Source organism: Acetobacterium tundrae (genome assembly GCF_008086615.1).
In the GTDB taxonomy this organism is placed as follows: Bacteria; Bacillota; Clostridia; order Eubacteriales; family Eubacteriaceae; genus Acetobacterium; species Acetobacterium tundrae.
Window position 1 is genome coordinate 93,999 of record NZ_RXYB01000008.1, and the last position, 23,235, is coordinate 117,233.

General features: G+C 37.6%; 18 protein-coding genes. 1 reads left to right on the plus strand and 17 read right to left on the minus strand.

The window, feature by feature from the left end; genetic code table 11:
* Window positions 1-156: 156 nt before the first annotated feature.
* From FZC40_RS08360 to rfbD, 17 genes are all read right to left on the minus strand, one after another.
* Window positions 157-2,013: a DUF2142 domain-containing protein gene (locus FZC40_RS08360; RefSeq protein WP_148603449.1), complete on the minus strand. Its 1,857-nt coding sequence runs from the start codon at window positions 2,011-2,013 to the stop codon at window positions 157-159.
* A gap of 34 nt (window positions 2,014-2,047) precedes the next feature.
* Entirely contained in the window at window positions 2,048-2,824 is a 777-nt protein-coding gene (locus FZC40_RS08365) for a glycosyltransferase family 2 protein (protein ID WP_148603450.1), read from the minus strand.
* Between the two features lies 1 nt (window position 2,825).
* Window positions 2,826-3,185: a DUF2304 domain-containing protein gene (locus tag FZC40_RS08370; RefSeq protein WP_148603451.1), complete on the minus strand. Its 360-nt coding sequence runs from the start codon at window positions 3,183-3,185 to the stop codon at window positions 2,826-2,828.
* A complete protein-coding gene (locus tag FZC40_RS08375; RefSeq protein WP_148603452.1) occupies window positions 3,182-3,904 on the minus strand; it encodes a glycosyltransferase family 2 protein in 723 nt (240 codons plus the stop codon). Before FZC40_RS08375 ends, FZC40_RS08370 begins: the two co-directional genes overlap by 4 nt.
* Window positions 3,905-3,911: 7 nt before the next feature.
* Entirely contained in the window at window positions 3,912-4,259 is a 348-nt protein-coding gene (locus tag FZC40_RS08380) for an EamA family transporter (RefSeq protein ID WP_148566881.1), read from the minus strand.
* 23 nt (window positions 4,260-4,282) lie between these two features.
* Window positions 4,283-5,680, minus strand: coding sequence for an undecaprenyl-phosphate glucose phosphotransferase (locus FZC40_RS08385; protein WP_148603453.1), 1,398 nt, complete (start codon window positions 5,678-5,680; stop codon window positions 4,283-4,285).
* A gap of 26 nt (window positions 5,681-5,706) precedes the next feature.
* On the minus strand, window positions 5,707-6,573 hold the full coding sequence (locus FZC40_RS08390; protein WP_148603454.1) for a glycosyltransferase family 2 protein: 867 nt from the start codon (window positions 6,571-6,573) through the stop codon (window positions 5,707-5,709).
* A gap of 92 nt (window positions 6,574-6,665) precedes the next feature.
* The gene (locus FZC40_RS08395) at window positions 6,666-7,649 is read right to left on the minus strand and encodes a glycosyltransferase family 2 protein (protein WP_148603455.1); all 984 of its coding nucleotides are present in this window, start codon (window positions 7,647-7,649) and stop codon (window positions 6,666-6,668) included.
* Between the two features lie 90 nt (window positions 7,650-7,739).
* On the minus strand, window positions 7,740-9,977 hold the full coding sequence (locus FZC40_RS08400) for a GBS Bsp-like repeat-containing protein (protein ID WP_186843701.1): 2,238 nt from the start codon (window positions 9,975-9,977) through the stop codon (window positions 7,740-7,742).
* A 192-nt stretch (window positions 9,978-10,169) separates the two neighbouring features.
* Window positions 10,170-12,995 carry a GBS Bsp-like repeat-containing protein gene (locus tag FZC40_RS08405; protein ID WP_148603457.1) on the minus strand — a complete coding sequence of 942 codons (2,826 nt, stop codon included), beginning with the start codon at window positions 12,993-12,995 and terminating at the stop codon, window positions 10,170-10,172.
* 64 nt (window positions 12,996-13,059) lie between these two features.
* Window positions 13,060-15,336 carry a glycosyltransferase family 2 protein gene (locus FZC40_RS08410; RefSeq protein WP_148603458.1) on the minus strand — a complete coding sequence of 759 codons (2,277 nt, stop codon included), beginning with the start codon at window positions 15,334-15,336 and terminating at the stop codon, window positions 13,060-13,062.
* On the minus strand, window positions 15,314-16,546 hold the full coding sequence (locus FZC40_RS08415) for an ABC transporter ATP-binding protein (protein ID WP_148603459.1): 1,233 nt from the start codon (window positions 16,544-16,546) through the stop codon (window positions 15,314-15,316). The genes FZC40_RS08410 and FZC40_RS08415 overlap by 23 nt, the downstream gene beginning before the upstream one ends.
* A gap of 31 nt (window positions 16,547-16,577) precedes the next feature.
* The gene (locus tag FZC40_RS08420) at window positions 16,578-17,387 is read right to left on the minus strand and encodes an ABC transporter permease (RefSeq protein WP_148603460.1); all 810 of its coding nucleotides are present in this window, start codon (window positions 17,385-17,387) and stop codon (window positions 16,578-16,580) included.
* 66 nt (window positions 17,388-17,453) lie between these two features.
* Window positions 17,454-18,557, minus strand: a complete 1,104-nt coding sequence (gene rfbB, locus FZC40_RS08425) for a dTDP-glucose 4,6-dehydratase (protein ID WP_148566872.1) — start codon at window positions 18,555-18,557, stop codon at window positions 17,454-17,456.
* Window positions 18,558-18,575: 18 nt separating this feature from the next.
* The gene (gene rfbC, locus FZC40_RS08430; RefSeq protein ID WP_148603461.1) at window positions 18,576-19,142 is read right to left on the minus strand and encodes a dTDP-4-dehydrorhamnose 3,5-epimerase; all 567 of its coding nucleotides are present in this window, start codon (window positions 19,140-19,142) and stop codon (window positions 18,576-18,578) included.
* Between the two features lie 8 nt (window positions 19,143-19,150).
* Entirely contained in the window at window positions 19,151-20,020 is an 870-nt protein-coding gene (rfbA, locus tag FZC40_RS08435; RefSeq protein WP_148603462.1) for a glucose-1-phosphate thymidylyltransferase RfbA, read from the minus strand.
* A 19-nt stretch (window positions 20,021-20,039) separates the two neighbouring features.
* Window positions 20,040-20,900 carry a dTDP-4-dehydrorhamnose reductase gene (rfbD, locus tag FZC40_RS08440; protein ID WP_148603463.1) on the minus strand — a complete coding sequence of 287 codons (861 nt, stop codon included), beginning with the start codon at window positions 20,898-20,900 and terminating at the stop codon, window positions 20,040-20,042.
* A 251-nt stretch (window positions 20,901-21,151) separates the two neighbouring features.
* Between rfbD and FZC40_RS08445 the strand changes: the two genes are divergently transcribed.
* Entirely contained in the window at window positions 21,152-22,726 is a 1,575-nt protein-coding gene (locus FZC40_RS08445) for an LCP family protein (protein WP_186843702.1), read from the plus strand.
* The last annotated feature ends 509 nt before the right edge of the window (window positions 22,727-23,235 follow it).

Here is a 23,235-nt window from a genome sequence, read left to right on the forward strand (position 1 = left end):
ACTCCTAATTTTTTATATAAATATTAATTTGATCAAACTTTTTTTCTTGACAATATTACATTATTTATCGTAATGTTCTCATATTAATTCAGTATTTATGCATTTAGAATCACAATATCCTTAATTATTTGAACTAAAATATTATTGCTCTCTCTTTCAGACATAATAGAGATTAAAAACATACACTATTGAAATGAATAAAATGCATACCGAAAACAAAATCACGATTGTATTCACTATTTCCGATTTGATTGAAGCACTATTTTTTTTTCTTTGAAACAAAAACAAAAACGGAAATATTAATGGGATGAGATAACGCCCCTGAAATCCTAATACTGTAGTATTTCTAACAGGTGTGAATGTAATATACAAAGCTGTCATTGACAAACCTACAGTCAACAAACAAACCATAAAGATAATTCCTCTGTCACGAATTTTTATTATTGATGTACTGTTATCTGTATCAATTCCTGATATTAAGAATAACATAAAAAATACAATTAACAATGCATCTCTTCCTAAATATCCAATGTATGCCAATGAAACACTCGCTCCGCCTAACAGATATTCCTTTTGTGTCATAATTGTTCTTAGTATTACCGCAGCGTAATTTATTGGATTATAAATTATTGATATTATCTGTTCTTTAGCATTAACTCCGGGAATGTTCCATTGAGATAATCCAAACTTTTGTCCATATATAAAAGCACCCACAAAAGTCAAGCATCCCAATAATAAAATACTAAGTTTTATAATCCATTCTTTTTTTCTGGCAGTAAAATTGTCCTGTTTTAAAATCATTACTAGCAGGAAGATGGGTACATAAGCTAACTTACTCGCTGTTATTAAAACAAAGCAACTACACATCATTACAAAATCAATTTTTCCCAGCATTTTTTTCTCAACGATCAATTTTATAATCAATGCAAAAATAAAAAAGCATAAACCATTAATTATAACATCAGCTGAGTAGGAAGCTGCCTGAAAAACAATTGTTGGCAGTAAGGCACATAAAAATAATAGCTTTTTCCCACATGGAATAATTTTGATAGCAAAATAAACAAGTGCTGCATACATCAACAAATTAAACATTCTCCCAAAATAAAAAGAAATTAAAAAAGGGAAATTCATTATTTTGCTAATTACTATACCGAGTGAGCTGAACAAGTAAGGAATAAATGTATAACTAATTGCGGTAGTCGGATAATATGCCATTTCAGTATCAGCATAGTTTACTGATAAATTTTTTTGTGTAACAACACTATATTCTTCAAATGTACGATAATTTGGGTTTTCAATTTGAAGCTTTTTATCAAAAAATTCTTTTAAATGGCTCGGATATGCTATTTTATCTCCGTCTTGCATTACTAAATTGTTATTCGCTAAATTATAAGCCCTTATAAAATGTTCCGCTTCATCCCAGGAATAAAATGTAGGTGTCATGATTGAATTTAATAACCCAAAACATAAAATTAAAATTAGGAACACTACTTCCAGTTTTACATTTCCTCTATTAAAAACGGTATAACCAACCACTCCCGATAATATAAAAAACAATAATATCATCAAAAATCTAAAAGGATTGAATTGAAAATAATTAGCACCAAAAAATTCATCCATACAAATTTCTTGCCCTTTTCCATCCATGAAAGTTATCTGAATAGAATCAACCCAGTCATTGATACAGACACTTTTTTTATCTATATTATTAATATTGTCTGCTTTTATTATGCCATTATAAGCAATTTGAATATTAATATTTTTATTAAAAGAATTTGTCTTAAATTCTAATTTATTAATAAAATGATTGATGCCATCTAAGCGAATAGTCGCCCCATTTTCAAGTATTTTATAATTTCCATTTTCTAGAACCATAAGATTGTCAGATGTTATTTCCGAAATTCTTTCACTTTCATTTCCCCTTATAAAAAAATTCAAATTAAAAATAAAAATCTCTATACTAAGAGATAATATAATTATTATAATACCGGTTATTACTAATTTTCTCTTCATCTCTTTACCATAATTTAATACTGGTTTTCAATTTTTATAGCGCGTTTGATTTTTCACTGTTTTTATAAAAATGAAATATGAAATTTGCAATGGGTGAAGGCCAAAACTTTTTCAACATCATTAAATCTTCCTCAGCTCTTTTCTTATTCTCAATTGTATTGGATGTTTCACTATCTTCATGAATTCTATGGAACATCAGGGGTTCAGATATATATATATATCTTCCTTTGTATTTAGAAACTTTTTCCCATGCCGCCCAGTCTAAATTAGTATTTAGTTCCGTGTCAAAAGAAAAGTTTTGTAACAAACTTTTGTTATATGTCACCGATGGACAACAAATTGGATTTCCAAGAGAAAGTATTCTTCTTCTGATAAACCGATTACGATTTACATGTTTTAATGGTGAAAGCATCAGCTCTTTTATCTTAATATTTCTATTTGGAGAAACAATTACGTCTTTTCTGATTTCACGATAATTAGAAAATGCAATTAGACTGTCTTCATTTTTATCCATACTCATTAAAATCTTTTTTTGATAATCTTCTTTATAAACATCATCTTGATGAACCAATGTGACGTATTTAGAATCCGCACATTCATATCCGGAATTCCAATCAATCCCAATGCCACTAACATCATGAGTTCTGATTTCTATCTGATATTTCTTGCCTACTCCTTCAATCAGTTCATTGGGTGTTGCTGTAGATATAATAATATTCTCTTTTGCTGTCTGTTTTAGTATTGAATCGACACACTCTTCTAAAAAGCGAGATTTTCCATAAGCACAAATCACAAATATATGCTTCTTCATTTTATTTATTCTCTGTTCTGAAATCTTCCAGAACCCTTACTCTTTTTTCTAATAAAGCACTAAATTGAATAAGCTCTTTATTTTTTTCAGCAAGAATACTTAATTGTTGACTGTTTCGAAATGAAAAGATCAATAAGAAAATAGATGTTAAAAAGAACAACAATGAAGGCGCATATGTTATTCCTACCAAATTGGCTAAAAATATTATAATATCAGGAAAGATTGCTAATATTAAAATGAAAAACGCACCAACCATCCATAAAATGCTTTCACCTTCAGACATCATATGTTTTTGCACATTAATAAAAATAAAAACAATCAACAAAATGCCAATTGCAATATAAAATAAATTTGTTATCATTTTTTATTAGCCTTTCCATATAAATTTGTTGCAAATACAATGATAATGTAATAAAACATTTTTATCATATATTTTATCGGTTTTATAATCCCCCCGTGCATACTTTCTCCAAATTCTCGATTCTTCATTTCAACTGGAATTTCGCCAATTGTCACGCCTTGATAAATAAGTTGAATCAATAGATTTGCATCAGGAAATTCAGGATATCCATACATTTTTGAAAGGGGCAAAAAAACATCTCGTTTAATAACTTGGAGACCTGATGTTGGGTCCGATATTTTTTTTCCAGTCAACATTTTGATGATTTTTTGAAATAATCCCGTTCCAACTTTTCTGAAAAAAGAATGTGAATATGATGTTTCTTTTAAAAATCGGGAGCCGATCACAACTCCAATATTTTTTTCCAAAGCATATTTATACATTTTTTTTGCTTCTGAAGCTAAATGCTGTCCATCTCCATCAAATTGAATAAGATAATCATAACCATATTCGACTGCATACTTCAATCCGGTTTGGACGGCATAAGAATAGCCTAAATTTATAGGCAAATCAACATATTCAACATTTTCAATCTTTTTTATTACTTCCAAGGTATTATCTTTGGAACAATCATTTACAAATAATATGTCTGCTTCCTTGAAATTCGAATTTATATCTTCAACAACATTTTCTAAATTCATCGCTTCATTATAAGCTGGTATAATCATTAATACTTTCATTCGACCATCATCCTTTAATATTCATCAGAACTACCCCACCTAAAACACAGGCAATCCCCAGCCATTGAAATGTCCCAATATTCTCTCCTAAGATAAAAATTGAAGCCAGAATGATCAGTACTTGTGATAAACCCGTTGCCATTGGTGCAATGTAACTCAAGTTGTATTTCTGCACAATTACTATCCACATTAAGAAACTAATGATATAAAGGAACAGTCCTAATAACGTTGTGTAGGACAACGATAAATTGAAAAAACTGCTATTTAAAGCAAATGCATTATTATTCGCTCCAACCTTTACCAGTGTCAATCCGCTAACCGTACAAACCAAATAACATAAAAATAATATAATCATAAAATCCTTTCTCTTATGGACACTTAATATCCACTTTCAAACACTGCTTTGAACGTCATGAAAAATATTTTCACATCAAACCATAATGTCCATTTTTCAATATACTCAATATCACATTGAATCCGTTTATGAATCGAGGTATCACCACGCCAGCCGCTAACCTGTGCCCAACCTGTGATTCCCGGTCGGACATGATGCTTGATCATGTATTTCGGAATTTCATGTTGAAACTGGGTCACATAGTGCGGTCTTTCCGGCCTTGGCCCAACAATGCTCATATCCCCTTTTAAAACATTAAAAAACTGAGGCAGTTCGTCAATACTCGTTTTCCGGATAAATGACCCGAATTTTGTTTTTCTCGGATCATCCTCAATGGTCCATCCAATATCACCAGGAAGAGAAGCATTGCATCGCATCGATCTAAACTTATAAATCCAAAATTCTTTACGTCCCATTCCAACCCGTATCTGTTTATAAATAATCGGACCCGGCGAAGTCAGTTTTACAAGTATTGCCGTCACCAACATGATTGGCGAAATCAAAATCAATATAATCAGCGAAAGAATGATATCTGTAATCCGTTTTATCCAATTGTTAAAGGGTTGATCCAATGGGATATAGCGCGTATTAATCAGCGGTATTCCATCCAGTTCATCAAAATACGCTTTCGTCCCTTGAATTAAATGAAAATAATCCGGTATAATCTGGGTTTTTATTCCCTGATACTCACAAATATCGATCACTTCATCAATCCGTTTATAACTGGTATTCGGCAGCGCAATGATCACTTCATCCACCTGATATTCTTCAAGGATTTCATTCATTTCATGAGTCGTACCTAAAATGGGAATCCCGTTTTTTTCCATTTTATGATAATAGTCATCAACATAACCGGTGATTTTATATCCAAGTTGTCGGTCCCCGATAATTTTCGTGGCAAAAGTCTGACCGATGCTTCCGGCTCCAACAATGATAATATACTTGATATTGAATCCCCGTTCACGGGCCATTCGTAAAATCTTTCTGATTAAGCCACGTTCAATCATCATCAAAATGGTTGAGAACGCAAAAAACATTCCCAGCATGTATCGGGAAAAATGGATGTTCTTTCCGGTGAACAGGATCGCCATTACGATCGTGATGCCGATGATATTTGAAACAATTATTTCTCGGCACTCTTTATAAAATGGTTGTTTTCGATAGGGCTTATACAGTCCAAAAGCAGCAAATAAAATAAGATAAAGTGGTATGATAATTAACAACAGATCCAAATAAGCGCCAAGATCCATGGTGCGTACCCCATCATCAAAAAAAGGAGATACAAACCGAATATACCAAGCAAACAATAGTGATACAGTCACGACGATGATATCAAACAATACCAGTATAAAATTAAAAAAGCGCTGATTACTTTTAATCATTTTTGCATTTTCCCCTTATTAGTCTCTTATTTTCTTCGTTTATTTTTATATAAGGCTATCTTTTTCATCATTACCATGCCTGTGATCACGCACCACCGTGTAAATTTGCTATATTTATTTTGATAATGTTTGTTATAAAAAATTCCCATAGAATCATAAAATGCTTCAATCACCTTAGGATTTCGCTTGCCAATACCACTGGCTTTTTTGTGATGAAAAATTCGAACCTCTGGATAATACATGATTTGGTAGCCCGCTTTTTTTATACGATAGCACCAATCTATATCTTCTCCATACATAAAATAATCCTCATCCAGCATACCAACCTCATCAATCACTTTACGAGGAATCATCATAAAAGCTCCGACAATACAATCAATGGAGCTCGTTTTATTTTCATCTACGTAAGTAAGGTTATAGGCTCCGAAACGCACGTTATCCGGAAAAGACGTATCTAAATTCAAGCTGTGATAAATACCATTGGCGGGAGTAGGAAAACTCCGCTTGCAGGCTGCATCCAATTTTCCTGACGGCAAAAGTATTTTACAGCCTAAAGCACCAATATGTTTATGATCTTTTATAAACTGAAGTGCTCCTTTTAATGTATTGAATTCCACGATTGTATCAGAATTCAGTAACAGAATATAATCGCCATCCGCGATTTTTATGCCCATATTATTTGCCTTGGAAAAGCCAAGATTTTCATGGTTTTTGATTGTCTTTACTTGCGGAAAAAGTTTTTCTATTGCTTCAATACTTCCATCATCAGAAGCATTATCCACAACAATTATTTCATAATCTAGCCCTTTTGTATTGCTTTTAATAATTGAGTCGATACAATTTGATGTCATTTCCTGTGTTTTATAGTTAACAATGATAATTGATAAATCCATTTCAAGCCTTTCTTATGCTATTTTTTCATCCAAAAGACACTATATTATACCACGCACTTTTCAATTATGGAAGAAAAGAATGAATTTCAGACCTATCTGCTTAGTTTATTCAAAATAAAGCGAAACACATTAAAAATAAGTTGTATTTCAATTAAAAAATAATGACCTATATTTTTAGACTGTAACGGCACCTTTTTTATCTGTGAGCAGGTTTTTAGTCCTTCTTTAATTCCAGCAGCATAGTCTTTTCCAAAACCCCGTTTTAAAAAAAGCATATATTTTATTGAAAACCCAACAACTAAAAAAGGGCTATTTATCAAAAGTTGAATTAACGGCATGTTTTTATAAGCCATATAAATATTATTTCTTGCCGAAATTTTTACTTTGAAAGGACTATACTTTTTTCCCTTGGCGGTAGTAGCACTTCCAATATGATAGCATACTGCACAAGGCTCATATTGATTTTGGTAACCAAAAATCAACCCTCGGTAAGAAATATCCACATCTTCCAGATAGGCAAAAAAAGCTTCATCAAATAAACCGATCTCATCCAAAATCGATCGGCGATATATGCCTGCTCCGGCACAGGTACTGAAAACCGATGTCTCTTTTTGATAAGACCCAATCCGTTTTCCGTCTCCGCGTTTATATGCCCAGCCAAAAATGTTATAAAAATCTCCTGTATCATCAAGCTTATTCCGTTCAAAATAACGAATCATTTTCGAACTAACTGAAAATATTTTGGGATTTTTGTCAATATGTTCATATAAATATTTAACAAAATTGTGATCAACCACCACATCATTATTTAAAAGCAAACAGTATCTCCCACTGCTGGCCTTGATGCCTTCATTAACCGATTTGTCAAAACCTGAATTAGTGGTATTTTCTCTCAGCTTTACATCTTTGTATCCTTTAATAATATTGATGCTGTCGTCACTGGAACAGTCATCAACAACAATGATTTCTATTTGGCCCCATTGATTGAAACTTTGATCGAGGATACTGTCAAGACAATTGGCAATATAGTTTTCTCCATTGAAATTCGGAATAATAACAGAAACATCACTCTTCATAAATACTTCCTTGTATGATAATAAATTCGCTTCATTATAACACAGTATCGTGTTTTCTCTAAATAATAAAGCGACTATTATCCGTGTCCTTTAATTGATATTATTATAGGGATTATGAAAATCAATCCATATTTCCGGATCAACGCAGGCATCGTCTGCATTAGCAATAGCTCCAAAATGGAGATGGGAGCCATAGGCATTATCGATATAATTTCCATTGGCATCGAAACCAGATCCGCCAACTGCTCCAATCTTCGTTCCTATTCCCACATTTTGGCCAACACTGACATTTATTTCCTGAAGATGTCCATAAAAGAAAGACACACTCTCTCCATAGCGGTCAGTCGTTCGAATTCGAACATATCTACCATATCCCATAAAATAGCCCGCTTTTTCAACCGTTCCGTTGCAGACCGAATAGCAGTTAGCGTATCGATCGGCCGGTATGTCGATCCCTTCATGAATGTCTCCCCACCTCGCTCCAAACCAATCGGTGGGATCATCCGGATTTGGCTGATACTGTGTATCCAAAGGATATGCAAAGTAGCCATAAACCGTTGCCGTGTTTTGTTTAATCGTTCTGGAGGATTGCGCCGCCATAACAAAATTCCCGTTTTTATCAATAAGATAAGCATGGGTAATAAACGTATCAACAATTTGATTGTATTTTTTTAAGTCCACCGTTGTTTCCCAGGTATGATTTCCAATATATGTTGTTTGTTCCCAACGGATATCATCCTGCCCATCGATATTGCTCCAAGTTGGAAGCATGACTCCGGATACTCCATTTTCATTGCTGACATTTTTTATTCTCATTTTAAATACATTGTTTAAGACGGCATTATCATACTCAAAAGTAGGCGTCGTTTTCTCCAAAGTGAATGAATTGTTCGAAAATGCGATATTTTCATCTCCGTTACCATACAGGTAAGCATGAATCAGATAAGGTCCTGTTTCAAAGCCATGATTTTCGATATCCACCACCGCACTATACTCACCATTGCTCCCTAATATTCCCTGAATCCACTGGATATCATCCTGCCCATTTCTTGTTGTCCATACCGGAAAAAGTACATAGCCAATTCCGGATTTGCCGCTACAGTTCTTTGTGCTGATGACAAATTTTGAAACATCCCGATCTGGCTGTATTTCTAATTCCAACGGTTCGGCCTGAAAAGGATTGTTTATGGTTTTCTCCGTTTGACTGATATATTTCAACTGTTGATTCTCTTTTACCACATAGGCATGCGTTATAAATGTGTCATAACTGCTCCTGTAATTTTTGAGATTTATTGTTGCTTCCCATGTGTCGTTTCCCACATAGATCCCGCTTTCCCAGCGAATATCATCCTGGCCATTGCTTTGACTCCAGGTCGGAAACATGACCCCGCTGACACCTTCTGAACTGCTGACACCGGTAACCCTCACATTGTAGCTGTCATTACTCACTTCACCGACACTGATATTTGCCGTAGGATCAGCCATTTTATAAGTATTAACACATGTTTTGATTACATCCCCCTGCAATCCGTAAATGTAGGTATGTACATTATATATGCCCGTTTCAAACCCATGATCCTTACTGTCGATGGTAACACTGTATTCGCCATTGCTTCCCAGCGTTCCCTGATACCACACCAGATCATTCTGTCCATTTCTTTCGGTCCAGGTTGGAAACAACACACTGCCAATCCCATTTTTTCCTGCACAACCAAGCGTACTGACTGTAAATTGAGTTGTACTATCCGGATTCTGTGCGATATTCACAGCAACATCTCCGGCACTGATGCTGATGGTATTGTTTTCTGTTCTTACTTCTGAGCTGTCTTCTTTGACACTATCGCCTGTTGTTTCTGGAAGCTGTTTTTCAACAGCATGCGTATCCTCTTCATACTGTTCAGAACCAACCTTTTTATTTACCGCGGATGGGTCGTCTTCCGGTTCTTTCAAACTCGGTTTATTGATTATGATTTCTTCTCTTATCGGAACTTCTGCCTTTATTTCAATGGGTCGTTCCACTGCAGGTTCATATTCCTCCTGCGTTTTAATCTGCACGAGCTGGTAGTCTCCGTCATCAACTTCTTTTATTTCAGCTCGACCATTTTCATCACTGATACAGGTTTCCAACACTTCTTTCTGCTCGTTTTGAATTTCAAAAACAGCATCTTTAATCGGCTGACCTTCTTCAGTTTTCACCAGAATAGCCAGCTTTGTTGTCCCGTTGTTTTCCTGTGCCGCAACATGCCATGGCAAGTATCCCGAAATCAAAATAAGTGCCAAACACAAAGCAAACCACTTCATTCCGAACTTCTCATGTATAATTTGCATTATTCCCTCTTCTTCCTCAATTCTATTTCTCATGTTCTCATTATTATAAACCATTGAATCGTTTATTTGTATCTATATCGACCAATTTATTATAATTATTAGTAACCAATCAAACCGACATAAAAAGCCTTACTTCCGGCAAAAATCTTCCACTAAAAAAACAGGATTGATTTTCAATCCTGTTTTTCAAATCTAGAACTTATTCATGATCGCCTTGACTTTTCCAGCATAAGTCTTGTCCGCTGCCCACGTTCCTGCCAATTCTTCGACAGATAATGCTCTTAATCTTAGCTTATCATTCCATCTTGGATCAACTTTTGACTGATTCAATGGCTCATCGCTGGCATAACATTTCAAATGCTGAACATGTCCTCGGATACCCATCTGTAGACCTGTACTGGTATTGCCGTAAGTTGCCGAAAAATCGTAACCAGGCACGCCACCGGTTGCGCCTAACCCAGCAAAATTAAATTGACTGACCTTGACATCGCCGCCAAATTGAAGATTGCCGGTTTCCAACATCGCCTGTGCAAAAGCGACCTCTGCCCGAACCCCTTCTGCCTCACACTCTTGGATATACATATTAACAAAAGTTTCCAGATTAACACCAATATTCGTATAAATCTGTGGGTATGTGCATCCGGTTCCGTTATAATAGGCAATCAAATCAGCCGCAGTTACTGTGGTCGCTCCCATAATAGGTGTTTCCACATATCTCACACTCACGGACGTATTTCCAAGGAATACATTTCGACCATCCGCTTCAACGCCGTAAACATGAATGGAGTATGTGCCGCTATCTCCATTATGATTCTTTGCATCAATGGTTGCCTGATAGCTTCCATTACTTTGTTTGGTTGCCGTATACCAAACAATATCATCCTGTCCGCCATTGTCACTCCATGTCGGAACCAAAATACTTTGAATTCCATTTGGAGCTGTAATGCCCTCGATATTAACGGTAATCATATTATCCGCAAACGAAGCCGTAATCTTACTTGCCGTCATCGGAGTTGTACTTATATTAACACTGGTATCTCCCAAAAACGTCGTCAAATTTGATGTGTCAGTTCCATAGCAATGGATATAATAGGTTCCGCAATCGTAGTTATGATCTTTAATATCAATTGTTACGCTGTAGCTCCCATCACTTTGCTTCGTTGCTGAATACCACTTAATATCATCTTGTCCACCCAACTCACTCCAAACAGGTACACTGATGTTTTTAACCCCATTTGGTGAGGTGATGCCTTGAATTGTTGCCGTAATCTGGTTACCGCTTACGCTAGCTTTAATGCTGCTTGTTGACATTATTTCCGGAACTATTTCACTGGTTGTCATTGCCTTTAAGAATGTATATTTTCCGGTATCGTCCACACCATAAATATGAATATTGTAAACCCCACTATCATAATTATGATCCTTGATATCGATCGTTAAACTATAGCTTCCATCACTTTGTTTGGTTGCTGTATACCATTTGATATCATCCTGTCCGTTAACATCACTCCATGTCGGCACATAAATAGTCTGTAGGCCATTTGGCGCCGCCAGCCCACTTATACTTACGGTTATCTTATTACCAGATACACTATTGCTAACTGTGCTGGCGGTCATCGTCTGTACGCTGCCGCTAACAGTAGCTGTTGTTGTTCCCAACAAAGTATAATTTCCACTACTATCCACGCCATAGCAATGAACATTGTATATTCCGCTATTGTAATTATGATCTTTAATATCAACACTTAGATTATAGCTTCCATCACTTTGTTTGGTCGCTGTATACCATTTTAGATCATCCTGTCCACCGGTTTCACTCCATATTGGTACATAAATGGTCTTTACACCATATGGGGCTATAAGGCCTTTTATACTAACATTAATCTTATCCCCAGACACACTCGTTGTCAGACTGGCAGTCATGGACTCTACCGCTACATCAACCGTCGTATGGCCAAGCATCGACACCTTACCATTAATATCTGTTGCATAGCAATGAACATTATAAACTCCCCCAACATTATTGTGCTCACTAATGTTTATGGTTGCCTGGTAACTTCCATCACTTTGTTTGGTTGCTGTATACCATATTAAATCATCCTGTCCATTAGCATCACTCCATACCGGGAACTGAATAGTTTTTACTGAGTCCGGTGTATTAATCCCGCTGACAGTTGCGGTAATCTGACTCCCGGATACCGTTGCTTTTACACTATCGGCTGTAATAACAGTCGTACTTGTATCATTTCCAAACAACTGATTGACACTGACCAAAACCTGATCTGCCATCTTTTGCTGATTGCCGCCGTCGGCCATTGCCAAAGATTCAGCATCGTTGGATACAAAACCCGCTTCAATTAGCACTGAAGGCATGCTGGTCTTTCTTGTGAAAGCGTCATCGCGTTCAACCACTTTGTTCCGACTGGGAACATAATCCAGACTTTCAAAATTCGTATTAAAAAGATTGGCCAATTCCTTGGACTTCAAAGCTATTGCACAAGGAGTTGAATCCAATGTTGCCGACGAGCCATCTGACCATAAACCGGTTACTTCATAAAGCCCATTGATATCAACGGACGGATGATAACTGCTCCAGTAGAACTCATAGCCGCTGGCTGTTGTGCCGCCTGAATTATGATGAACACTGATTAGTAAATCAGCACCCAGTTTATTGGCCGCATTAGCTATCTGTGTTGAATCATTCGTTGTCGTTGCAAGCAAAGTTGGCAAACCCATTGTGTTCTCGGGAATTTGATGACTCAGCATGGCATTATAACCGTTATTTCTCAAAGTCGTTACAATCTTAATCGCCAAAGCATTGTTAAGCCCAACTTCGGTAATGCCCGTTGTGCTGTTTACCGCACCGCTATCTGTTCCTACCTGATGTCCTGGATTGATAATGATTGTCTGTCCTGCCGCATCAGCTTTCGGACTGTAATATGAAAATGCTGTTAAAAACAGAAGTAATATAATTACCCCCATACTTACTAATCTTTTACTGCTTTTCGTACTTTCCAAAATAATCCTCCTTTCTTCTATAATTATAGAAAATTTCTATATTTTACTTGTCACGATAATATCACTAAATAATATGCTCGTCAATTTTTTTGTTACATTTGTTACGCTTATCTTTTACTTTTTTTTCGTCTTCTATTTCATCAAAATCAGAGTCCGTTTTTTTTCCTTTAACATAACCCACAATATCAACGCAAATCGCATAATTTCCATCGACTCTGGTAAGATTTGTATTATAAAAGGGATCATTCTTTACATATTTCAGCCAGTGTTTTTTCATAAAGTCTATTTCACTGTTAAAGCGTTTATATTTCTGATAGGTATCTTCAGATCCCCGGGATTTTGATTCATAATGATACAATTCAACATCATGGATCCAAACATTAAATTTTCCTAATGCATAAAGTTTTAAACAAAAATCAACATCATTAAATGCCACTGTTAATTTTTCTTCAAATCCGCCAACGGCATCAAAATCTTTACGCTTCACCATCATACAAGCGGCCGTCACTGCCGAATAATTATTATTGATCACTAATTTTCCAAAATAGCCGTAATCCCCACGGGGATATCCGCAATGACCATGTCCGGCCACGCCCCCCATGCCAAGGAGAACTCCAGCGTGCTGAATGGTATTATCCGGATAATAAAGTTTCGCTCCGACGGCACCAATTCGTTCCTGCTGAGCAAGACTCATCATCCGCTTAATCCATCCTGGGGTGATGACTTTGATATCATTATTTAAAAAGAGTAGGTATTTACCGTTTGATTCCTTAACTGCCAGATTATTGATCCGTGAAAAGTTAAATGGCATATCCAGACGAACCACTTTGAACTGATCTTTATACTTTTTCGTATAATATTCAAATAATTTGAAGGTTTCCTCTTTTTCACTGCCATTATCAGCAATGATGATTTCAAATTTTTCATCTGCTGCTTTTTCGAAAATCGAATCTACACAGGCTTTCAGATCCACGGCATTATCCCGGGTTGGAATGATAATCGATACCAATCCATCATCCACAATTTCATATTCAACATTGTATACCCCGGGAAAAGCGCCATGAGAAATGCTTCCTTTAATACCTCTTCTCGCGAGGGCATCTTCCACTGATTTTTTTCCCGCTTCAAAGGCATAACCCTTGGAATCAGGATTGACGGCCGTAGAATTGCTGATCATCCGCCAGTGATACAGAACCTTTTGAATATGATAAATTTTATCTGTCTTTTCAGTAAAACGCAGCACCAAATCATAATCCTGGGCGCCTTCATATCCTTTTCTGAATCCGCCGATTTCATCAACGATTGTTTTTCGATAAACACCGAAATGACAAATATAGTTTGTTGCCAATAGTATATCCGGTGCCCAGTCTGTTTTAAAGAACGGTTGGCTCCGTTTATTGTCTTCGCTTAATTTATCTTCATCGCTGTAGATAAGATCCGCTTCCTGATGTTCATTTAATAATTTCACAACTTCATATAAGGCAAATTCTGACAAGGTATCATCATTATCCAGAAGTCCAACAAATTCACCCGTCGCAATTTCCATGGCTGAGTTGGAAGCTTGGGAAATATGTCCGTTTTCTTCCCGATAAATAACCTTTATTCGAGGATCTTGTCTTTTATAGGATTCTAATAGTGGTTTGATATGTTCATCCGTTGAGCAATCATCGGCAATGCACAATTCCCAGTTTTTATAATGCTGGTTTAAAACAGAATCGATGCAGGCACTTAGCCACTCTGCTTCCACATTGTAAACCGGCATCACAATGGATATTTTAGGCGAATAGTCAAATTTTCTGATATCGTCCAGCACTTTTTTTATATCATAGTCTTCATGAACTTCAATCCAGAAATTATAGTTTTCCTGATTTTTATATTTAACTTCAAACTTAATTTTTCTGATTGTGTTCTTTAATCCATTCCGGCTAAAATACCCAATTGTCCTCGTTGCTGTATTAACCAGTCTTGTTGCATTAAAAAGATTTGGCTTTTTCAGGTAATCATAATTTTTCTTCAAATTTAATTTTATTACTTTTGATACCTGTCCATTCTTAAATTTCAGATTTAATATTTTACCATAAGTTTTTTCGTCAAATTCAATAATAAAACCGGCTTTTGCATCATCAGGCAAGCAATACTTATTATTGACATCAATTCTAAAATCCCGTTTAAAGGTAACCCCTTCCGATTCATGACCAACGATATAGAGCTCAACCGTTTCCTTCGTTTTGGTATTAAAGGCCCATCCTTGAACACTTGCACAATGATTTTCTTCATCTTTCACTATTTTATCGATAAAATATTTTATCTCTTCTTGTTCAACAACTGATTTTCTTTCCATTTTCAATCCCTTCTTCAATAATTTTCCAATGGTGTTCCATGTGCACCAGACCTTCTGTAAAATAATCGGCCGAAACGGTTATTACAAAAGCACACGTATTGTAATCCAGATTTACAATGCTTTTATTTGCAAAGAGTCCAATATCAACCTCGTATTTCCCCCCCAGCAGCGGTAATTTTGGCACCACATAGGAAACGCGGTGAATTCCCTTTGTTTGCGGAATATCCACTCCATCTAAATAGGTATTGGGCCCAAAAATATACTGTCGATCAATGGTATAGAATGCCACTCCCACTAAAGGTTTACTTGAAATATCATCATATAATTCATACTCAATATCAACGATAAAATCATCAAAGGTTGTCAGTTCCTTACTGTTGCAACTCACTGATTTTAGTTTTCCAAGATTCGTTTCAAGTTCTGCCATATTCACTGGTGAACTTCCGCTCTCCGCTGCTTTTTGCTCCATTGACTCTTTTAAAATTTCACTTTCATACATATCAATCACGTGATTCACTTCACCAACCATGCGCATCACACCTTTGTCAATCCAAACGCCTTTGGTGCAAAAACGTTTGATTTGTTCAAGCGTATGCGAAACAAACAAAACCGTTTTTCCAGATGCCTTAAATTCTTCCATTTTATTGATACATTTAATCTGAAACTTGGAATCACCAACAGCCAATACTTCATCAACGATTAGTATTTCCGGATCAACATTGATGGCTGTCGCAAATGCCAAACGGGCAAACATTCCGCTTGAATAAGTCTTTACCGGCTGATCAATATATTCCCCAATTTGAGCAAAATCGATAATACTGTCAACCCGTTTATCCATTTCTTTCTTATTGTAGCCCATAATAAGGCCATTTGCATAAATGTTTTCGATCCCGGTATATTCCGGATTAAAACCCGTTCCTAATTCCAATAAAGCGGAAACTTTTCCATCGACATAAACATTACCCTCGCTCTGAGTCAATACCCCCGAAATTATTTTTAAAAGCGTGGATTTTCCTGATCCATTTCTGCCAATAATGCCAATGGATTCGCCTTTAAGAATTTCTAAATTGATATTCTTAAGGGCATAAAATTTATGATGATATTCTTTCTTTCGAATCAGACTCATGGATTCTTTCAATCGATCCATGGGCCGTTTGTACAAACGATAAATCTTCGTAACGTCTTCTATTTTTATTGCCACTTCCGACATTTTGTCCTCCAATGATACTGAATCCGCTTTTCTATAAGACATCAGAAAAATGCGGTCTTAATCTTCTATAAACTGCAATCCCGACCAGCAGCAGTACAAATGTGAATCCCCAAAAATAAGCAGTCATGGCGGGATGTTGCCAAAACCAGCCTTGCCCGAAAAAAGACTCCCGATATCCTTGAACAATATAATAGAGGGGATTTAATTTCATAATCCGCAATAAACCAACCGGATATGTTTCAATTGGTACTAAAATCGGGGTTCCCCAGAATAGAACCTGCATTATCACATTGATAAATTGCAGAATATCCGTAAAAAAGGGCTGTAATGAAGCCGTTACCCACGTTAGTCCGGTTAAAAAAACAATTAAACAAAATAAATAATAGAAAATCTGCAAAAAATAGGGCGTGATCGAATACCCATAAAGCAACACCATAACCACTGCAAAGGCGATAAAGAATGCATGGGTATATAAAGAAGATATTATTTTTACCGTTGGCAATATTTTTATATTAAACGTCATCTTTTTAACCAGATAATTATATTCCCGAAAACAGTTTGTACCATTGGTCAGTCCTTCTGAAAAGAAAAACCAGACAATAATTCCGGTTATCAGGAATAGCACGAAAGGCATCCCCCCGGCCGGGCTTGATTTCAGGCCCAAACCAAAAACAACCCAGTACACGGCAATGGTGACCGTTGGCTGAATAAATGCCCAGAGAACTCCTAAAAACGAACCGGCATACCGTGACTTAAAATCATTTTTCGAAAATTTTGCGATCAGTTCGCGATTTTCATATAAATCTTTGAAATACTCCAATAAATCTTTGAATAAATACAACTTAACACCTCATCATAAATCTTAATTGAAAAAGCACAATCTAATGTGCTTTTTTTCCAAGCTATTTTACTTTTTTGAATACATTTTCTGATAATACGCTTTGTACCCACCGGATTTCACGCGTTCCAGCCATTCCTGGTTATTCAAATACCACTCAATGGTTTCCGCGATCCCCTGTTCAAAGGTATAGGATGGTTTCCAGCCCAGTTCAGTAGTGATTTTCGTATTGTCAATGGCATACCGGCGATCATGGCCCAAGCGATCTTCAACATAGGTGATGAGATCTTTGCTGATTTTTGTGCCATCATTATCAATATTATATTTTCCTGAGCGGAGTTTTTTGCCGACATTTTCAATGATTAAATTAACGATCTCAAGATTGGCTTTTTCATTGTTTCCGCCAATATTATAGACCTCGCCGGCCACCCCTTTTTCCAAAACGGTATCTATCGCACTGCAATGATCCTTCACGTGCAGCCAATCCCTGATCTGCATGCCATCCCCGTAAACAGGAAGACTTTTTAGAGCGATGACGTTTGAAATCATCAGTGGAATCAGCTTTTCCGGGAAATGATAAGGGCCATAATTATTTGAACAGCGACTGATGGTGACTGGTAATTTAAACGTCTGACCATAAGACCGAACAATCAAATCCGCACTGGCCTTGGATGCTGAATAAGGGCTGTTTGGGGCAATCGGTGTTGTTTCGGTAAACATTCCCGTTTTTCCCAACGCTCCGTAAACCTCATCGGTGGATACCTGATGATACCGTACCCCAGCCCGATAGGTCGGATAGCCATTCTCATCTTTCCCCGTTTGCCAGTTATTTTTCGCCTCATCCAAAAGCACCAGTGTGCCCATTACATTGGTCTGGACAAAAATCTCAGGGTCCTCAATGCTTCTGTCGACGTGAGACTCGGCGGCAAAATTGACCACCGTATCAAAATCATATTTTGCAAAAAGATCCTTAACAAAAGGACGGTCCGCAATATCTCCTTTTGCAAAAACATAATTCTTATTATCTTCAATATCGGTTAAATTTTCAAGATTTCCGGCATAGGTCAGGACATCCAAATTAACTATTTTATAATCCGGGTGCTGATTCAGCATGTATTTTACAAAGTTAGAACCAATAAATCCGGCACCACCGGTGACTAATACTGTTTTCATTTTTACTCCATTCTATCCTTATTCAAATCTTAACGTGTCTTTGATTTCTCTTAAAAACGGCAGTTTTGTATCCTTTTCCGAAAGCAAAAGATCTCCGATTCCATCGAGCGGCCATTCTATGCCAACTTCCGGATCATTCCAGCGGATCCCGCCATCATATTCCGGGGCATAAAGATTGGTGCATTTATAATTAAACACCGCTTCATCAGACAAGACCAAAAAACCATGGGCAAAGCCTTCCGGCACATAAAACATTTTTTTGTTTTCTTCCGTTAAAGTCACGCCTGCCCATTGTCCATAAGTTGGCGAACCCTCGCGAAGATCAACAGCGACATCAAATACTTTGCCTCTGGTTGCCCGAACCAATTTTCCCTGACAGAATTTCCGCTGAAAATGAAGGCCTCTAAACACACCTTTGCTTGATTTTGATTCATTATCCTGGACAAACCGCATCGTCAATCCAACTTTATGAAATTCTTCTTCATTATAAGTTTCCATAAAATAACCGCGTTCATCCCCAAAAACAGAGGGTTCGATAATAACCAGGCCTTTGATTTTTGTTTCTATTACATTGATTTTTGCCATATTCTCTCCTACTTTTCTTTTGTACATTGAATCAGGTATTGACCATAGGCTGTTTTCCTTAATGGTTCAGCCAGCTTCAATAACTGATCTTGATTTATAAATTTATGTCGATAGGCAATTTCTTCAATACACGCTACATAAAGCCCCTGTCGTTTTTGAATGGTTTCAACAAAGTTGGATGCTTCAATTAAACTGTCGTGAGTTCCCGTATCAAGCCATGCCATTCCCCGTCCAAATAGTTCAACCTTTAAGTTTCCCTGCTTTAGGTAAGTTTCGTTGACCGTTGTAATTTCCAATTCACCTCGTGGTGATGGTTTAATGTTTTTGGCAATTTCAATAACCTTATTGTCGTAAAAATAAAGCCCTGGAACGGCGAAATGCGATTTTGGCATCTCCGGTTTTTCTTCTATCGAAAGAACTGTGCCATCTTCTGCAAACTCAACCACTCCATAGCGTTCCGGATCGGTAACCGGATACCCGAAAATAACGGCCCCCTCTTCCAGCTTAGCTGCATTACGAACGGATTCGGTGAATCCGTGTCCGTAAAAAATATTGTCGCCCAATACAAGGGCAACCTTATCGTCACCAATAAATTTTTCACCAATAATGAAGGCTTCCGCCAAGCCATTAGGGGCTTCCTGAACTTCATAAGAAAAATTCAATCCCAATTCTTCACCAGTGCCAAAAAGTCGTTCAAACATGGGAAGATCAATGGGGGTTGAAATAATTAAAATGTCTCTAATCCCTGCCAGCATCAGTGTTGCCAGAGGATAATAAATCATCGGTTTATCGTAAACAGGTAACAATTGTTTTGATACCGCCCGAGTAATGGGATAAAGTCGTGTGCCGGAACCTCCAGCTAATATAATACCTTTCATGATTGCCTCTTTCCTTAAATTATGCGTTCAATTTTTTCAGATATTCCACTAAAGACTCTTGCCATGGTCTGAAATGATTCATCTTCAAATCTTTCAGTTTTTTATTGTCTAATACCGAATATTTGGGACGGGGAGTCGGACTAATAAATTGCTCTGAAGTGACGGGTTCCACCGGAATGTCAATCCCCGACAATCTGAAAATTTCCAACGCAAAATCATACCAGCTGCACTGTCCCTCACAAGTCCCGTGATAAAGTCCGTAATGATCGGTCTGAATCAAATCAATAATCGCCGCGGCCAGATCCACCGTGCTCGTCGGAGAACCGATCTGATCATTTACAACGGTGATCTTTGGATGCTTGGAGGCGAGATCCAACATGGTTTTCACAAAGTTCTTGCCATCCCCGTATAGCCAGGCGGTTCGAACAATAAAATACTTCGGCGCAATGTCCGAAACCGCTTTTTCGCCAGCGGCTTTGCTTTCGCCATAGACTGTCAGAGGATCAATCGCATCCGTTTCGACATAAGGCCGCAAAGACCCGTTTTCCAATATTCCCGCTCCGTCAAACACATAATCCGTTGAAACCTGTACCAGCACAATATCCTTGGCTCTGGCAATTTCCGCTAAATATTTCGGTCCCATGGCATTGATCGCCATGGCCATTTCTTTCTGGGTTTCACAGCCATCTACATTCGTCATGGCACCGCAGTTAATAATAACGGTCGGCTGCTCTTTATCAATAATATCGGCAATCTTTTCTTTATCAGTAATGTCAAACTCAGGAATATCATATCCCACAAAAGCTATTTCTTTTTCTTTAAGCTGCTGCGTGAGTTCCCTACCAAGTTGACCGTTTGAACCTGTTAATAATACTTTCATAATTCACCTGATTTCATTGTTCTTTTTTAACTTTTTTAGCCATAAAAATTCATTGTTATTATACTCGATATTCTCTTAAAAGTCTATTTTTTTCTGGATTCATTCTCATTCTTAAGATAATCTTAGCGATTTAAAATGATCTTTTCGATTAAATATTTATCGTCTCCCGTCATTATTCAATGTTTTTTTAAGCAAGTTTATGTTATTATGTAGTGTATATGATTTTAACTCGTAAAGCGAAAGGAATCTTTATGAAAAAGAAAATAATTCTAGTCATACTTTTCTTGATTGCCTCACTTGTCGGCACCGGAATAGTCTATGGCTTTAACACGCTCAGCAAAATCAATGAAATGGTCGCAGTACCCCAACTGGATGAATCACAATTAAATGTGACTAATAATTTAGATATTGATACCGTTAATATCGCAGTCTTTGGTATCGACGGACGAAGTGACATTGACGGTGACCGGTCAGATACAATTATGATTGTATCTATGGATTTTAGAAATGGAAACATAAAAGTGACTTCTATCATGCGTGATTTATTGGTTCAGATCCCAGCAACGAAAACGACCAATCAAAGTTATGATAAGATCAACGCAGCTTATGCCTATGGCGGCCCGGAGCTTGCCGTTAAAACCTTAAACCAGAATTTTGATCTTAATATTACCGATTATGTGGTTGTCAATTTTGATGCCATGGTCGACACGGTTGATGCCTTAGGCGGAGTTGAGATTAACGTACTGGATCAAAACGTGTTGGACTGGACCAACAAGTATATTGATGATGTTAATGACAAAGTTGGCAAAGCAGACCCCTATCTTACCACGACCGGTATTCAAACCGTGACCGGCGTTCAGGCCTTGGCCTATGCCCGTAATCGATACAGTGATGATGACTACCATCGAACCGAACGTCAGCGCGAGGTTGTCGGACAGATTGCCAAAAAAGCCTTTAACATTGATATTTTAAACGGGGTAAACCTGATCAGCAAAATCTATCCCTATATAAAAACCACCCTTTCAATTAATGAAATAACCACTTACGCGAAAGCATTTTTAGGCTCTCCCGATAAGCAATTTTTGGAATTTAGATTGCCGACTGATGCCTTTGTTAAAAATGCCATGATAAACAGTATTTCTTATGTGGTACCGAATACCCTTTCCGATAACGTTATTGCGCTTCATGCGTTTATTTACGGACCTACAACCACTGGAACCACTGGAACCACTGGAACCACTGGAACCACTGGAACTACTGGAACCACTGGAACTACCGGAACCACTGGAACCACTGGAACTACCGGAACCACTGGAACTACCGGAACCACTGGTTCGAACTCAAGTACCTATACCGCCTATGTGCCATCCGATACTGTGGAAGAAATAAGTTCCGCTATTGCCGCCTATGCCGGCTCCGGGTCGTCTTCAACCTATACCGAATCAACCACCTCGGACAGCACCTATGATAGTACATCTTCATATTCGAATGATTCAAGTTCTGGTTCTTCCAGCTCTGGTACTAGTTCTGGATCCTCCAGCTCGGGTTCTAGTTCCGGATCATCCAGCTCGGACTACTCTAACTCTGGGTCTTCCAGCTCAGGCTCGACTGGTTCAGATTCTTCCAGCTCAGGATCGACCGGTTCTGGCTCAACTGGTTCGGATTCTTCCAGCTCGGGTTCCACCGGCTCCGGATCTTCCAGCTCAGGATCGACCGGTTCGGATTCTTCCAGTTCGGGTTCCACCAACTCAGGATCTTCCAGCTCAGGATCGACCGGTTCAGGTTCCTCATCAGGAGGCAGTTCCTCCACTGACACTGTCAATTAATTTATAAATGAACTTACTAAAAGGCAGCATCCCAAAACTTCGGGATGCTGCCTTTTTTAAATAACATATTTCATCATATTGTAGGGGCGGACCTCGCCCGCCCGACTACGCTAATCTTTAAAACCAACATCCACGGGCGATCATGGATCGCCCCTACGATCCTATGTTTGTTTTTTCTGCATATCATAAATTAATGTCATTTGGTCCTGTAGGGGCGGACCTTGCCCGTCCGACTACGTCAATCTTTAAAACCAACGTCCATGGGCGATCATGGATCGCCCCTACGATCCTATGTTTGTTTTTTCTGCATATCATAAATTAATGTCATTTGGTCCTGTAGGGGCGGACCTTGCCCGCCCGACTACGTCAAACTTTAAAACCAACATCCACGGGCGATCTTGGATCGCCCCTACGATCCTATGTTTGTTTTTTCTGCATACATAAATTAATGTCATTTGGTCCTGTAGGGGCGGACCTTGCCCGCCCGACTACGGCAATCTTTAAAACCA